Origin of the sequence: Larkinella soli (assembly GCF_003703975.1) — a bacterium.
Classification (GTDB): Bacteria; Bacteroidota; Bacteroidia; order Cytophagales; family Spirosomataceae; genus Larkinella; species Larkinella soli.
This window is the reverse complement of sequence record NZ_QTJY01000008.1, coordinates 270,298-285,531: the sequence shown is the minus strand read 5'-3', so window position 1 is coordinate 285,531 and position 15,234 is coordinate 270,298. Positions and strand designations below refer to the sequence as shown.

Genomic DNA, 15,234 nt, shown 5'->3' with positions numbered 1-15,234 from the left:
CATCAATGAATATCGCTTGCTTAGGATGGGGATCACTCATATGGAATCCAGGTGGATTACTTGTACAGAACAAATGGTTTGAAGATGGGCCATTGCTACCAGTTGAGCTGAGTAGACAATCTAAGAACAAAAGGATTACTTTTATTATTGATGAGAATGCTCACCCAGTGAGAGTGCTTTGGGCATTGATGACAGTTAGTAATATCGATGATGCAAGAGCTTCTTTAAAAGAACGTGAAAACGCATACAGACTTGATGATATTCACTTTGTAGAAGTAACCGATAAAGAAGATAAAGGAATCAAAGCTACAATCGTAAAGTGGTTAGAAACAAAAAATCTTGATGCGGCAGTATGGACAGGCTTATCATTCAGCGAATTTACAAACCGTGAACAGCCATCTGTAGACTATGTAATTAAACATTTAGATAACCTTGAGTACAATACAAGAAAGTTAGCTGAAGAGTACATTAGAAAAGCTCCAAGGCAGATAGATACACAATATAGAAGAAAAATTGAAATCGCTCTGGGATGGACACCAATCGATTAATAAGCATAGGTCATATATCACACTTACAATATGTTAAGGACACTAAACGCTCTGGAAAATAAATTTAAATCTATTTGCATAGAATCATTTCCACACGAGTGGGATGAAAATCACCTGACGTATTTATTAATGAAAGATCTCAGATCTATTTTGAGTAAAAAAACTATAGCCTTCAATGGTTGGTCTAAAATTGTTGATTGGCAATCTTTCAAAAACAGAGGTAGTCAAGAGAATCTATACGGGGATATCGCATTATTAGTTAACATATGTAAGCTTCCCACTAATTAGGACAGTGTAGGATTAGACTCGAAAAGGTCTAATTTTAACTGTTACATGAAAAAGAAGAACTTCACCGAGTCCCAGATCGTAGCCATCCTCAAGCAGTACGAAGTAGGACGAGAGGCTATGGATGTTTGTCGTGAGTACGGCATCTCCAAAGCCACTTTGTACAATTGGCGGAAGAAATACAACGGGATGGAATCTAGTCATTTAAAAGAGTTGAAAGCCCTTCAGGATGAGAATCGTCGCCTAAAGCAGATGTATGCTGAGTTAAGTCTGGATTACAAATTGGCTAAGGAGATCATTGAAAAAAAGCTGTAAAGCCTTGTCAACAGAAGGAATTAGTGGAGTGGGCCGTGGACGAAAAGGTGTCTGTAGGCAGGGCTTGTCGAGTGGTGGGAATGCATCGTTCCCACTGGTACTATCAGAGTAAAAAGAACGATCAGCCGGTCATTGATAAACTTCGGAGATATGCTGAACTATATCCCACGCGCGGTTTTGATGATTACTATGGCAAGATTCGAAATGAAGGGCTAACGTGGAATCGCAAGCGGGTGCTACGGGTGTATCGTTTGCTGAACTTAAAACATCGAAGGCGGCATAAACGGAGACTACCGGCACGGGTGAAACAACCATTGAAGGTTCCCCAAGAAATTAATCAATGTTGGAGCATGGACTTTGTTTCTGATGCACTGGTAAGTAAACGAAAAATCCGGGTATTGACGATTATAGATGACTGTAGTCGCGAGGTCCTAGCCGCTCACGCTGATTTCTCGTTATCAGCTCTGAAAGTGATTGATGTTTTGGAAATGATTGCCTTGGAACGTCCCCTGCCAAAGCGAATCCGAGTAGATAACGGCCCGGAGTTTATTGCAGATAAATTCAAAGAATGGTGTGAAGGGAACCATATTAGGATTCAATACATTCAGCCGGGAAAACCGATGCAGAACGGTTACATTGAGCGGTTGAATCGCACGTTTCGAGAGGACGTGTTGGATGCTTATCTATTCGAGTCATTGGAACAAGTCCGGATCTTGTCGGATGAGTGGGTTGATCAGTACAATCGTTCGCTTCGGCGATCCGATTCATCCTCATCAGTCGCTGGGTGGTCTGGCTCCAGCAACCTATGCCAGGCAAGTGAAAACCACAGAAGTCTAAACACTTGCTGTCCTAATGTGGGTAAGGCTACAATTACTGGGAAGCTTACAGAGCCTAAGTAAAAATTTTACAGAGCCTATATAAATTTTTTACATAGGCTCTGTAAAATTTTTACATAGGGTCTGAAGCGTTTTCAGCGAGGGGTACATCCGTCGTTTATTTTCCTATAGCTTACCATCCTCTTCGACTACATATGCCGCCTTCTAGATCTGCTGCAGGGGCTGAGAGCTGACTAACAGTGGCCGTCGTCACGCCGATCTGCTCGACTGGGTAGGAGTTGGTGTCCGTACATTCTTCGTCCCGGGACAAAAAAGTTATCTAGAAGAGCTGTACCCGCGCGATAAGATTTAGATCCGGTATGGCCAAAATAATGGCCGGTAGCCAAATTTCAGGAAACTCTACCTTACGCTCCGTAAAAACTTCTCTCCCTACCCGGGTCCTTCTAGTCGGAAAGGCATACTTTATCTTAATTTATTCAATAAGGATATTTGTATTGCAACTTGTATTGCAACTAAAAAGAAAAAGCCACTCAACATTTTTGCTAAGTGGCTGATTTTCACTGCGGACTCGTAGGGATTCGAACCCCAAACCTTCTGATCCGTAGTCAGATGCTCTATCCAATTGAGCTACGAGTCCGGGACATGATGTCACTGCTCCCGGTTGGGACTGCAAAAGTAAGAGGAAAACGATTAATGTCAAAAGGTGCCGCAAATAATATTGGCTATTTTCCGCTGAAAACCGCCTTCCTTTTCGTTAAAAACGCCCCGATGCCTTCCGCGACATCCTTGGTGAAACCCAGTAAATCCTGATACTGAGCCTCTTTCTCCATCTGCTCTTCCAGTGAATTTGTTAACGACTGATTCAGGGCCAGCTTCATCGCCCCGATGGCCTGGGTAGGTGCCGAAGCGTAGTAGGAAACCAGCTCTTCCACAGTCTTGTCCAGGTCCGCCGACGGAACGGAACGGCTGACGAGTCCCAGCCGTTCCGCTTCCGGCCCGTACACCCGACGGCCCGTCGCACATAACTCGAACGCCTTCTGCTGGCCCACCAGCCGGGGCAGAAAATAGGTAGAACCGGCGTCGGGCATCAACCCGATGCCGACGAACAGCAGCGACAGATAGGCTTCCTCCGCCATAATCACCTGGTCGCAGGACAGCGCGAGGGAACAGCCGGCCCCGGCCGCCAACCCGTTCAGGCGGCAGATGACCGGTTTCGGGACACTGCGGATCGCCAGAATCATGGGATGATAGGTGGTGCGCAGCTTTTCTCCCAGCGAAAGCCGCTCGCCGGCCTGGATGGGTTCGGAAGCTTCTTTCAGGTCGGCCCCGGAACTGAAGGCCCGGTCGCCTGAAGCCGTCAGCACGATCACCCGCACCGACTCGTCGGCCCCGGCCGCTTCCACCGCGTCCCGGATTTCATGGATCAGCCCCGGACTCAGGGCATGGTACACCTCCGGCCGGTTCAGCGTGATCCGGCAGACGCCGTCGGAAATGGAATAGAGAAGGAAAGAGAACATAGTTGAGTAGGGGAGTTTGGGAGTTAAGGGGTTGGGGAGATTAGGAGTTTTGGGGTTAAGAGGTTTTGGGCTTAAAGATCTAAGGGTCAGGAGTTATGCGCTGCCTGTTTGTCATCCTGCCCGCTTTCTGGCATCCCGACGCAGGAGGGATCTTGTGGCTAAATGGCCGGTCTGACGGAGCGCCGAAGCTCAAGCTCCCTCGTTCCCCGGGATGACAATACCACCGGGAGGACAAAATCGGGCGGTGCGTAACTCCCCAACTCCTTAATCCCCCAATTCCTAAACCAGTAACGTGACCGTCGTCAGGCTGACCGCCAGCCCCAGGCAGAGGCCTGCCCCGATCTGGAGGGGCGTGTGGGCGTTCAGGTGAAGACGGGCGCTCGCCAGCAGACCGGCGAGCATAACCAGAATCAGTAACGGGTACAACAGATCGGACTCGCCGAACTTAACGGCAATCCCGAGCAGCGCACCGATCATGCCGCTGATGCCGACGCTGTGGGCGCTGATCTTCCAGAACAGGCTGATCAGCCCGACCAGCGTCACCGACACCGTAATGCTCCCCAGGATGATCCCGATTTCCGGGACAAGCTCCGATAGGGGGCGCATCCGGAAGGCGAACATCAGCGTGATGGCCGTATACAGAACCGCCGTCAGGAAATACGGCAGCCGCCGGTCGGCCAGGCTGTCGAGATGGAGACTGGAGACGAAGCCGGCCCGGTACAGAAAATAGATCAGAAAGGCCGGAACGAAGAACGTGCTGATGCAGATCAGCACCAGCAGGCTCAGCTTCGCCGTCAGGCCCAGCGCGTATAGATTCAGGGTGCCGGGTGCCGTAAACAGCAGGATGCCGAACAGGATCGTCGGCATTAGCAACGGGTGGAAAACCGCTGACAGAATTTGGGCAAGACGCGTATTCAAAGTCAATGGAACAGGCAGTAATTCAGGTGAAGTAAATACCCTTCAGCTTGCAAAAATAGGTTAAAACCGGAAATGTACCGCCATCGTCTGCCCCTGTATCCGGTTTGAATTTCTGCCTGAACCCCCCGCTTACAACTGCTTGCGAAGCCGCGCCACCGGAATATTGAGCTGCTCCCGGTATTTGGCGACCGTCCGCCGGGCAATGTTGTATCCCCGCTCATTGAGCAGTTTCTCCAGTTTATCGTCCGACAGGGGATTGCTTTTCGGCTCGTTGTCGATCAGGTCTTTCAGGATGTTTTTCACCTCCCGGCTGCTGACGTCCTCGCCCGATTCGGTCGAAATCCCTTCCGAGAAAAAGTATTTAAGCGGATAAATCCCGAATTCGGTCTGCACGGACTTGCTGTTGGCCACCCGCGACACCGTCGAGACGTCCATGTCGATCAGGTTGGCGATGTCTTTCAGGATCATCGGCCGCAGCTTGGTTTCGTCGCCCTCCAGAAAGAAGTCGTACTGGAATTTCACGATGGCGTTCATCGTCTTCAGCAGGGTGGCCTGCCGCTGCTTGATGGCGTCGATGAACCACTTGGCCGCGTCGAGTTTCTGCTTGACGAACGAGACGGTTTCCTTCAGGGAACGGTTGTTCTTGTCGCTTTTCTCGTACGTATCGAGCATTTCGGCAAACGACCGGCTGATGCGCAGTTCGGGCGCGTTGCGGGAGTTCAGCGTCAGTTCCAGCTTCCCGTTGTTGTTCGTCAGGATAAAATCCGGAATCAGATACTGCACCGCGCCGTCCTCACCTTCCACCGAGCCGGGTTTGGGGTTCAGCTTGGTAATGACCTGGATTACCTTCTTCAGCTGGTCTTCCGAAATGTTCAGGCGCTTCTGAATTTTGTCGTAGTGCTTTTTGGAGAATTCCTCGAAAAAGCCGTCGATGATCCGAATGGCCAGCGGTACGGCGGGGTCCGAAAGGTCTTTGCGCTGAAGCTGGAGCAGCAGGCATTCCTGAAGCGTCCGGGCCGCAATGCCCGGCGGGTCGAAGGTCTGAACCTTTTTCAGCACTTCTTCCAGTTCGTCAATGTCGGTGAATATATTGTGAGAGAAGGCCAGGTCGTTTACGATGGCCTGCATCGACCGCCGGATGTAACCGTCGCTCTCGATACTGCCGATGAGCTGGAGCCCGATCAGCTCCTGGCGTTCGTCGAGGTTGAGGTAGCCGAACTGCTGCATGAGCGTGTCCGTCAACGTCGAGCGGTTGGCTACCGGCATTTCCCGTTCTTCCTCTCCGTAATTGCCGTCCCCCTGCATTTTGTAACCGTTGTAATCGTCCTCGTTCAGGTAACTGCCCAGGTCGATTTCGTCGTTACGTTCCTTGTAATCATCGTCGTACTCGTCGGCAAACGGATCGTCGGCCGCCGGTTCGTCGTAATCGTCGGCGCCTTCTTCCAGCGCCGGATTTATTTCCAGTTCTTCCTCGATACGCGTCTCCAGTTCGGCCGTCGGAATCTGCAGCAGTTTGATAAACTGAATCTGCTGCGGGGACAGCTTTTGCTGTAAGGATTGGGTAAGGCTAAGTCTCTGCATAAATCGAAACAATCTTCAAGAGCACGAATCCGGGTCCGGACGTTCCGTGTCGCCCCTATCAAATTCCAGACCAATTTTAATTAAAATTGTTTTACGTCAGGTCGGCTCCCCAGAAAATAGCAATAAATATAATTGAGAATGAAGTTTTTAAATAGGAAAAAACGAGGAAATGGAATTCCTGGCGTAATCCGGCAAACCCCTTCATAGTTACGAGATATGACTTAACTTTGCAGCCGTCTTTCACTTAATTGCTGTTGTAATGAGTCTTTTACCAATCAAAGAGTTACTTGCTTCGACGACCACCGGCTCCACCGTCACGGTCAAGGGATGGGTCCGGACGAAAAGGGAAAGTAAAAACGCCATCTTCATTGCCATCAACGACGGCTCCACGATCCATACGATTCAGACCGTGGCCGAGCCGGGCCGGATCAGCGAAGACGTGCTGCGGCTGGTGACGACGGGCGCCTGCGTGGCCGTGACCGGCACCCTGGTCGAATCGCAGGGCTCGGGCCAGAAGGTAGAAGTCCAGGCAGCCGAAATTCACGTGTACGGCCCCGCCGACCCGGAACAGTATCCCCTCCAGCCCAAGCGGCACTCCCTCGAATTTCTGCGGGAAATCGCCCACCTGCGCCCCCGTACGAACACCTTCGGCGCGGTGCTGCGCATCCGGCATACCCTGGCCTACGCGATTCATAAGTATTTCAACGACAACGGGTTCTTTTACCTGCATACACCCATCATCACGGCCTCCGATGCCGAAGGGGCCGGCGAGATGTTCCGCGTCACGACGCTCGACCTGAACCACCTGCCCCGTACCGACGAGGGCGCCATCGACTTCAGACAGGACTTCTTCGGGCGGGAAACCAACCTGACCGTGTCCGGGCAGCTGGAAGGGGAACTGGGGGCCATGGCACTCTCCAAAATCTACACCTTCGGTCCGACCTTCCGCGCCGAGAACTCCAACACCACCCGCCACCTGGCCGAGTTCTGGATGATCGAGCCGGAAATGGCCTTTTACGAGCTGGAAGACAACATGAATCTGGCCGAGGACTTCGTCAAATACGTGATCCGCTACGCCCTCGACCAGGCCGCCGACGACCTGGCTTTTCTCGATCAGCGGCTGAAGGAAGAGGAAAAGACGAAGAAAAAAGAAGAACAAAGCGAACTGGGCCTGCTCGAAAAGCTGCGGTTCGTGGTCGACAACGATTTTGTCCGGATCACTTACACGGAAGCCATCGACATCCTGCTTCAGTCGAAACCGCATAAGAAAGGCCAGTTTCAGTACCCGGTGGAATGGGGCATCGACCTGCAGTCGGAACACGAGCGCTTCCTGGTCGAAAAGCACTTTAAAAAGCCGGTGATCCTGACCAACTATCCGAAAGCCATCAAGGCTTTCTATATGAAACAGAACGAGGCATCGGAGACCGAAAAAGGTCCGACGGTGCGGGCGATGGACGTTCTCTTTCCCGGCATCGGCGAAATCATCGGCGGTTCGCAGCGGGAGGACGATTTCGAAAAACTGCTGGCCCGGGTGCGGGAAGTGGGCATCGAACCGGAAAGCCTCTGGTGGTATCTCCAGACCCGGCAGTTTGGTTCGGCACCCCACGCCGGCTTCGGCCTCGGGTTCGAGCGGCTCGTGCTGTTCGTCACCGGCATGGGGAACATCCGCGACGTCATCCCGTTCCCGCGGACACCCAAGAGCGCCGATTTCTGACGGATACCGCCGACGAATCGGGTTGCTCCGAACCCAAAACGCCTTTCCTGATTCGCTGTTCACTATTCATTATTCGATCTTACGTTGGTTTTGAATAGCGAATAATGAATATTGAGCAGCGAATCACAAACCCCCGGCCACCCGGTGAGTCAGCATCACCACATCCCGCAACACCCTCTGCTCAGGGCTTCCATCGAACTCTTCTGGCAGGTCGATCGGAGCAATGCCCTGTTTCAGCAGGAAACGATCGTTCCGAAGGGGGTGATCGAGGTTATCTTCAATTTGCAGGAGTCGCCCGGTTTTTCGGCCCGGCTGGGCAGCCGGTCTTTTGCTTTGCCCCGCTGTTTCATCAACGGCTACAATTCCAGCCCGCTGGTGCTGACTCTTCCTGAAAAGCAGCTTTTCTTCGGCGTGGCCTTCAACCCGGCCGCCATTCGGCCGCTTTTTGGCATCCCGGCCGGGGAATTTGCCAACCAGTGCGTGGAGATAACGCTGGTGGCTCCGGTTTTCGATTCGCTCTGGCACCGGCTGGGTGAGCAGCCGACCTTCCAGGATCGGGTGGCTCTTTTTTCGGACTGGGCCGGCAACCGGCTGTCGGGAATGCCGCTTCGGGAACAGAGGTTCGGAAGTTTTCTAAGCGGAAAAGTCAGGCCGGTGGGGTCGGTGGCCGAACTGGCCGACCTGCTGTGTTATTCGCCCCGGCAGCTCTCCCGCAAGTTTCTGTCCCTCACAGGGATGAATACCGAAGAAACGCTGCTCTACCGGAAATATCTTCAGGCCGTCGATCTCATTCATCACTCCACGCTCTCCCTAACGGAAACGGCCTACGCCTGCGGATTCGTCGATCAGTCGCACTTCATCAAGGCCTTCAGGCTGTTTACGGGCCTGACCCCGGGCGAATACCGGCTGCGGAAAAGCCGGGTCCCGGGGCACATTCTCGAAAATGTCCGTTAAGTACAATTCCGGCCGGGGCGAGGAAGGTAGTTTTGTCGAAAAAAACACAAATACGATGAAACGAATCCTTTTATTCTCCACCCTGACGGTTGCCGGCGGAGTGCTGTTTGTCAACCTGTACAATTCCATCGTCGACGCCCCCGCCTGGGGCGCAGACCTGCCCCGGTCCATCGCCACCGCCCGGGCGTATTACCAGACCGTGAACCCCGGCACCTTTTTCCGGGCGGTTTCACCCGCTCTTCAGGTGCTGAGCCTGTTGTCACTTGTGCTGCACTGGAAATCCCATCCGTCGCTCCGGCGGTATCTGGGTGCGGCTTTCCTGCTCTTCGTCGGCGCCGATGCGTTTACCTTCGGCTACTTTTACCCCCGCAACGAAATCATGTTCCTGACGGCAAAACTGACCGATGTCGAAACGCTCCGGCAGACCTGGCAGGAGTGGAGCCGGATGAACTACCTGCGGTCGGCGGTGGTCCTGGCGGGTGTGATTTGTACCGGCCTGGGCCTGAACGGCAGCTATACCAGGCAGCCTCAATCGGTCTTCACCGTCCGTCCGGAACCGGTCCGTTAAGCCCGTGGAAACCGGAAGCCCCGCCGACCACCCCCCGGCCCCCTCCTAAAACAGGAGGGGGAGAGCGCTGCCCGATTCAAACCCTGCGGTGCCACCCCCTCCTTGCTAAGAAGGCCGGGCCGCCGGGGCGGGGCCGGGGGGTGGTCAACAGGATGCCAAACCGCTTCCCCAACCAACCCCTTAGTGGCCGGCGGGATTTCCGGTTTTTGTTTGATTTACTTCAGCGTCTCCTCCAGCCATTTGTAAAACTCCCGCTGCCAGACCAGCGCGTTCTGCGCGGTCAGGACCCAGTGGTTTTCGTCGGGCAGGTAGAGCAGCTTGCTTTTGATGCCGCGGAGCTGGGCCGCCTGGAACGCCTGGAGACCCTGCTCGATGGGGACGCGGTAATCCCGCCCGCCCTGAATGATGAAGATGGGCGTGTCCCATTTATCGACAAAGTTGCTGGGCGACATCTCAAACGACTTCCCGGCAGCTTTGTTCTTTTTGTCCCAGTACGGGCCGCCGAACTCCCAGTCGACAAAGAACAATTCCTCGGTCGTGCCGTACATGCTTTTAAAGTCGAACACGCCGTCGTGGGCGATGAACGACTTGAACCGCTTCTCGTGGGTGCCGGCGAGCGCAAACACCGAGTAACCCCCGAAACTCGGTCCGACGCAGCCCAGGCGGTTTTTATCCACAAAGGGTTCCTTTGCGACTTCGTCGATGGCGCTCAGGTAGTCTTTCAGCACCTGTCCGCCCCAGTCCTTGCTGATGTCCTCGTTCCAGGCGGTGCCGTGGCCGGGCATTCCCCGCCGGTTCGGGGCCACGACGATATAGCCCTGCGAGGCCATCAGCTGGAAGTTCCAGCGGTAGGAATAACTCTGGGTCAGCGGGGATTGCGGGCCGCCCTGGCAATAGAGCAGCGTGGGGTATTTTTTCGAAGCATCGAAACCGGGTGGGTAGATTACCCAGACCAGCATTTTCTTCTTATCGGTGGTGGTCACCAGCCGCCGTTCCGTTTTGCAGACGCCCAGCCCCTTCATGGTATCGTCGTTGACGTGGGTCAGCTGCTTCATGGAACCGCCGGTCAGGTCGACGGCGAACAGTTCCGTGGGGTTGTTCATGGTGGTGCGGCTGACGATGAGTGTGTTGCCGGTTTGCCCGACGATGCCCGTGACGTCGAAGTCGCCTTTGGTGATCTGGGAGATGACCGGCATCATTTTGGTCAGGCCCGGATACGTTACCCGAAACAGTTGCACCGTACCGTCGATGGGCGCATAGAAGAACAGGCTCCGTCCGTCTTCGGCCCATTTGAAGCCCTCCACGTGAATGTCGTCCCGCTGCTGGGTCAGGTTCATTTTGACCGTCCCGTTCATCACCACCAGGTCCTGCTTGTCGGATTCGAAGCCGTCGCGCTTCATCTGCATCCAGGCCAGCTGGCCCTGTTGGTTATATTCTGGATTGACGTCGTAGCCCTTGTTTTCCTCGGTCAGGTTGCGCGTCGTGCCGGTCGTGAGGTCATATTCGTACAGATCGGTATTGGTGCTGACGGCGTATTCGGCCCCAAATTTCTTTTTGGTGACGTACAGGATGTGTTTCCCGTCGGGGTGCCAGATATAGTCTTCCTCCCCGCCGAAGGGCTTCTGGGGGCAGTCGTACGGTTCGTTCGGCATCAGGTCTCTGGCCTTGCCGGGTTTGCCGTTTTCCAGGGGCGCCACGAACACATGGTCGAATTTTCCGTCTTCCCAGGTATCCCAGTGGCGGTAATTCAGGGAGGTGTAGACGTAGGCATTCGATTTTTTCAGGTCCGGGTATTTATCCGCACTGGTAATGTCCAGCACTTTCACGGGTTCGCTGCGGATGATGTGCTTCCCGTCCGAAGAAATTTTGGTGTTTTCGAGCAGCGCATCGGGGTCGTCAACTTCGACGGCTGGGCCGCCTGCAATGGGTACCCGGTAGGTTTTGCGGCTGCTTTTATTTTCTTCGATGCTGGGGGTGCTGACGGCGTACAGCACGTATTTTTTATCTTTCGAAAGGCCCAGACCCGACACGCGGCCCAGTTTCCAGAGCTGTTCGGGCGTCAGCCGGTTCTGTGCGTAGGTCGCCAGCGAGAGAAGAAGCAGGCCACCCAGAAACCCGGTTTTTTTCATGGAGTTGCGTAAAGTTTGCAGATGTTACTGAATCTCAAACTTACGCATAATCCCGGTTGCCGGGCCGCTCTCCCGGCACCAAAATGTTTGAATCACCTCCTAGACACTAAAAGTTGGGAACCGGTCCCGGTGGCTCCGGGTTCGGCAGGATCAGGATTCGGCAAAGAATAAAAAATAGATGTGCAAGCAAATAAAAAGGTGGTATATTTGCGGCCCGCTTGCTGAGCGATTCCGGTCCGAATTTCGTATTTTTGATATTCGGATTTTCCTCCGTTTTCTTTCCTGACCGGCAGGGTCGCCACTTTCGGCTTCCCTGCTTCCAACTCATCCGAAGGGCTGAACCATACGATGCAGAGTATGAACGAACTAATCACTCCGACCGCCAATCCCGTCGATTTCCTGAAGCGGTATTACGGCTACGACCGGTTTCGGCCGATGCAGGAAGACATTGTCCGGTCCATCCTGGCCGGGCGGGATACGCTCGTCCTGATGCCGACCGGCGGGGGCAAGTCGGTCTGTTTTCAGATTCCGGCCCTGATGAAAGCCGGCGTCTGCATCGTGGTGTCGCCCCTGATCGCCCTGATGAAAGACCAGGTGGAAGCCCTGCTGCTGAACGGCATTCCGGCGGCTTACCTCAACAGCACCCAGGGCGGCCGCGAGCAGCGCCAGATCGAGCAGGACTGTCAGGCCGGAAAACTGAAGCTGCTCTACGTCTCGCCCGAAAAGCTGATGTCGGAGTCGTTTTTCGTCTTTCTGAAAACGCTGTCCATCAGCCTGTTTGCAGTCGATGAAGCCCACTGTATCTCCTCCTGGGGTCATGACTTCCGGCCGGAATATACCCAGCTGAGTCTGCTGAAAAAGCATTTTTCCGAGGTGCCCGTCGTGGCCCTCACCGCAACCGCCGACAAGCTGACCCGCCGGGACATCGTCGACCAGCTTCATCTGAACGACCCGGCGGTGTTCATCGCTTCCTTCAACCGGCCCAACCTGAGCCTGAAGGTGCTGCCCGGCACCAAGCGCCTGCAGCAGATCGAGCGGTTTGTCGCTCAGCAGCCCGACACCTGCGGGATCATCTATTGCCAAAGCCGCAAATCGACCGAATCGCTGGCGGCCAAGCTTCAGGAAAAGGGCTACCGCGCCGATTATTACCATGCGGGAATGGACGCCGGAAGCCGCTCGCGGGTGCAGGACGCCTTTGTTCGGGATGAGGTCCGGATCATCTGCGCCACCATTGCCTTCGGCATGGGCATCGACAAGTCCAACGTGCGCTGGGTCATCCATTACAACCTGCCCAAAAACCTCGAAAGCTTTTATCAGGAGATCGGCCGGGCCGGACGCGACGGCTCGGCGGCCGAAACCGTGCTGTTCTACAGCTTCGCCGACGTCGCTTCCTGGAAGGAGATGCTCGCCGAAAACGCCCCGGCCAACATCGGCCTTCAAATGGCAAAACTGGAGCGCATCCAGCAGTATGCGGAAGCCCATTCCTGCCGCCGGCAGATTCTGCTGAGCTATTTCTCGGAAGACCTCGGCGAACCCTGCGGCAACTGCGACATCTGCCGGAACCCGAGGGTGACCTTCGACGGCACGGTCATCGCCCAGAAGGCCCTGTCGGCCATCATCCGGCTTGGGGAGCAGGTGCCGATGAACACCCTGATCGACGTGCTGCGGGGATCGAGGAACCAGGCGGTGATGCAGAACAACTATCACCTCATCAAAACCTACGGCGCCGGAAGCGACCTGAAGTTCGACGAATGGCGTACGTACCTGCATCAGCTCATCAACATCGGCGTCATCGAGGTGGCCTATAACGATCATTACGCCCTGAAAAAAGGGATTCTGGCCGATGCGGTGCTGTTTCAGGGCCGGAAAGCGGAACTGATCAAGCCGGAGGATGCCGCCCAGCTGAAAGCCGCCCAGAAGCCGAAGACCAAAACCGAATCCGCCCGCGACGGCCTGTTCGAGCGCCTGCGGACCCTCCGGAAACAACTCGCCGACGAGCAGAACGTGCCGCCGTACGTCATCTTCACCGATTCCACGCTGGAAGAAATGAGCCGAATCCGGCCGACGACCTCCGAGGCCTTCCGCAGCGTGAGCGGGGTGGGGGAACGAAAGCTTCAGCTGTTCGGCAGGCGGTTCATGGATGAAATTGCTTCCTTCCTGACCGGGCAGGCCCGCGAAGGCACCAGTCTGAAGGGAGCGACCCACCTGCTCACCTACGAACTCTACCGGAACGGCCGGTCCGTAGAAGAAATTGCCGAAGAAAGGAAGCTGTCTCCTTCCACTGTTGCGATGCACCTGATTTTTTTGGCCGAAAACAATTATGAGGTCGATCTGGAGGGGCTGGTAAGCACTGCCGAGCGGCTGGATATCGAACGCGCCATCGCCCGTGTGGGCTTGGAAAACAACGCGGTGAAGCCGGTTTATGAGTATCTTCAGGGACGTTATGACTACGCAAAAATCCGGATCGTGGCCGCCCTGATGGACCGAACCGTTTGATAAAATGATCGGTCCGTTGGATAAGCCGATTAGCAGTTTTTTTAGATCACGAATTTGGTAATTAGCAGTAAATCAACTAACTTCGTAAAACCGGCTTTTTGTTAAACCGTGAACGTCCTGTTGACGTAAACCACAATTTAGTCCGTTTTGATCAAAGAAGTTAGTTTTTCCCTTCTGCTGTCGACCATCAAACCGTTGGGTTTGAAGACGGCGTCGGGCGTGGATTCGAGTCAATTTGCGCCCCTTCCCAGCGGTCCCGTCAGTGTCGTGGTACCAGGGACTGAAACCATCCAGAGTTTGCATCCGGTGCAGTTTTGTGGGGAGGATGTCCCCCTGCACCAAACGGCCGTCACCCGGCGGTGGGTGACCGTATTACTCCAGCAATCCCGCCATCGGGATTACCTGCTTCGGCTTCGGAAACGTGCTGTGCATTTCTTTCCGATCATCGAGCCGATCCTAGCGAAGTACCGCATTCCCAGAGACTTTCGTTTTCTGCCGCTGGTCGAAAGTGACCTGACAGCCAACAGCATCTCCCCGAAGGGAGCCGCAGGATACTGGCAACTGATGCCGCAGACCGCCCGCGAAATGGGCCTGGTTGTCGAACCGGGCCGTGACGAGCGGAAAGACCTGCGGAAAGCCACCATTGCCGCCTGTCGGTATCTGCGTGGTCTGTACGCTGAACTGGGGTCCTGGTCGCTGGTGGCAGCCGCTTACAACAGCGGAGCCAGCCATGTTCAGGACCACATCGAAAAGCAGAATAACCGCAGCTATTTTGCCCTGCGGCTGCATCGTGAAACCCGGATGTACCTCTACCGGGTATTGGCCTATAAGGAGTTGCTGACCCGTCCGCGCCTGTATCGCGACATGATCAGCTCCGATGTGCTGTCCGACCTGACCCGCCCTGTTCCGGGCGAACGTTTCCAGCCGGGGGTCGTTCCGTATCAGCCGCCGGTTGTCCGGTCGGGGCCGGAGCCGGAACCAACCTGGGGACCGCGGAAGCGGAACTTCCTGGAGGAAGCCCTCGCACAGATCATCGGTGAGGACGAACCCGGCACCCGGGATGACGACGATGCCGGGGCACCGTCTATGTCGTCGTCTCCGGTTCAGCCCACCTCGGCCATGGCCGGTCTGATGGGCCTGCGGGTGCTGCGCTTCCGTCGCCGGAGCCTGTATCAGGTCTTCCTGGCCGCCAAACGCAAATTCCAGCCCCTGTTCGACTGGGACTGGGTCTAAACAGGCAAAGGAACCGTCAAAAAAGGGAGAAACTCTTCGGAATTTCTCCCTTTTTCATTTTGACCTTTTGCTAAAAACTCCGTCTAAAGTGAACACTAATCGGCTGGTCGGCGTTGTTTTTAACTGAGGACCAGGCTCTT

At 54.7% G+C, this 15,234-nt stretch carries 10 protein-coding genes, 1 tRNA gene and 1 pseudogene; 7 read left to right on the top strand and 5 right to left on the bottom strand.

All coding sequences use genetic code 11. The annotated features are described in order from the left end of the window. The first annotated feature begins 5 nt into the window (after positions 1 to 5). Together DX909_RS16280 and DX909_RS30100 are read left to right on the top strand one after the other, a co-directional pair. Positions 6 to 548 (top strand): hypothetical protein, encoded by a 543-nt coding sequence (locus tag DX909_RS16280; RefSeq protein WP_128546250.1) that lies wholly within the window; start codon positions 6 to 8, stop codon positions 546 to 548. Positions 549 to 881: 333 nt separating this feature from the next. Continuing rightward, a pseudogene (locus DX909_RS30100) lies at positions 882 to 1,936 on the top strand (IS3 family transposase); the annotation flags it as partial. Between the two features lie 611 nt (positions 1,937 to 2,547). On the opposite strand, the gene DX909_RS16265 reads toward DX909_RS30100, so the two are convergent. The 4 genes from DX909_RS16265 to rpoN all read right to left on the bottom strand — a co-directional run bounded on the left by DX909_RS16265 (position 2,548) and on the right by rpoN (position 6,000). Then, positions 2,548 to 2,621, bottom strand: a tRNA-Arg gene (locus DX909_RS16265). Positions 2,622 to 2,706: 85 nt separating this feature from the next. Then, on the bottom strand, positions 2,707 to 3,501 hold the full coding sequence (locus tag DX909_RS16260; protein WP_128546247.1) for an enoyl-CoA hydratase/isomerase family protein: 795 nt from the start codon (positions 3,499 to 3,501) through the stop codon (positions 2,707 to 2,709). A 279-nt stretch (positions 3,502 to 3,780) separates the two neighbouring features. Further along, entirely contained in the window at positions 3,781 to 4,368 is a 588-nt protein-coding gene (locus tag DX909_RS16255) for a hypothetical protein (RefSeq protein ID WP_128546246.1), read from the bottom strand. 180 nt (positions 4,369 to 4,548) lie between these two features. Beyond that, positions 4,549 to 6,000 (bottom strand): RNA polymerase factor sigma-54, encoded by a 1,452-nt coding sequence (rpoN, locus tag DX909_RS16250; protein ID WP_128546245.1) that lies wholly within the window; start codon positions 5,998 to 6,000, stop codon positions 4,549 to 4,551. Positions 6,001 to 6,259: 259 nt separating this feature from the next. Here rpoN and asnS point away from each other — a divergent pair, with 259 nt between their 5' ends. From asnS to DX909_RS16235, 3 genes are all read left to right on the top strand, one after another. Next, entirely contained in the window at positions 6,260 to 7,714 is a 1,455-nt protein-coding gene (gene asnS / locus DX909_RS16245; protein ID WP_128546244.1) for an asparagine--tRNA ligase, read from the top strand. 144 nt (positions 7,715 to 7,858) lie between these two features. Further along, a complete protein-coding gene (locus DX909_RS30045; RefSeq protein WP_128546243.1) occupies positions 7,859 to 8,668 on the top strand; it encodes a helix-turn-helix domain-containing protein in 810 nt (269 codons plus the stop codon). A gap of 55 nt (positions 8,669 to 8,723) precedes the next feature. Further along, positions 8,724 to 9,236: an anthrone oxygenase family protein gene (locus tag DX909_RS16235; RefSeq protein ID WP_164851307.1), complete on the top strand. Its 513-nt coding sequence runs from the start codon at positions 8,724 to 8,726 to the stop codon at positions 9,234 to 9,236. A gap of 215 nt (positions 9,237 to 9,451) precedes the next feature. Here the strand turns inward: DX909_RS16235 and DX909_RS16230 are convergent, their stop codons facing one another. Continuing rightward, entirely contained in the window at positions 9,452 to 11,365 is a 1,914-nt protein-coding gene (locus tag DX909_RS16230) for a S9 family peptidase (RefSeq protein WP_128546241.1), read from the bottom strand. Between the two features lie 357 nt (positions 11,366 to 11,722). On the opposite strand from DX909_RS16230, the gene recQ reads away from it, so the two are divergent. Next, positions 11,723 to 13,861 (top strand): DNA helicase RecQ, encoded by a 2,139-nt coding sequence (gene recQ, locus DX909_RS16225; protein WP_128546240.1) that lies wholly within the window; start codon positions 11,723 to 11,725, stop codon positions 13,859 to 13,861. A 147-nt stretch (positions 13,862 to 14,008) separates the two neighbouring features. Next, the gene (locus tag DX909_RS16220; RefSeq protein WP_128546239.1) at positions 14,009 to 15,094 is read left to right on the top strand and encodes a lytic transglycosylase domain-containing protein; all 1,086 of its coding nucleotides are present in this window, start codon (positions 14,009 to 14,011) and stop codon (positions 15,092 to 15,094) included. Positions 15,095 to 15,234: the final 140 nt, after the last annotated feature.

Coding starts and splice junctions, on each gene's coding strand:
- DX909_RS16235 (WP_164851307.1), top strand. CDS start 8,724: ATGAAACGAATCCTTTTATTCTCCACCCTGACGGTTGCCGGCGGAGTG.
- asnS (WP_128546244.1), top strand. CDS start 6,260: ATGAGTCTTTTACCAATCAAAGAGTTACTTGCTTCGACGACCACCGGC.
- recQ (WP_128546240.1), top strand. CDS start 11,723: ATGAACGAACTAATCACTCCGACCGCCAATCCCGTCGATTTCCTGAAG.
- DX909_RS16280 (WP_128546250.1), top strand. CDS start 6: ATGAATATCGCTTGCTTAGGATGGGGATCACTCATATGGAATCCAGGT.
- DX909_RS16255 (WP_128546246.1), bottom strand. CDS start 4,368: ATGCCGACGATCCTGTTCGGCATCCTGCTGTTTACGGCACCCGGCACC.
- rpoN (WP_128546245.1), bottom strand. CDS start 6,000: ATGCAGAGACTTAGCCTTACCCAATCCTTACAGCAAAAGCTGTCCCCG.
- DX909_RS16230 (WP_128546241.1), bottom strand. CDS start 11,365: ATGAAAAAAACCGGGTTTCTGGGTGGCCTGCTTCTTCTCTCGCTGGCG.
- DX909_RS16260 (WP_128546247.1), bottom strand. CDS start 3,501: ATGTTCTCTTTCCTTCTCTATTCCATTTCCGACGGCGTCTGCCGGATC.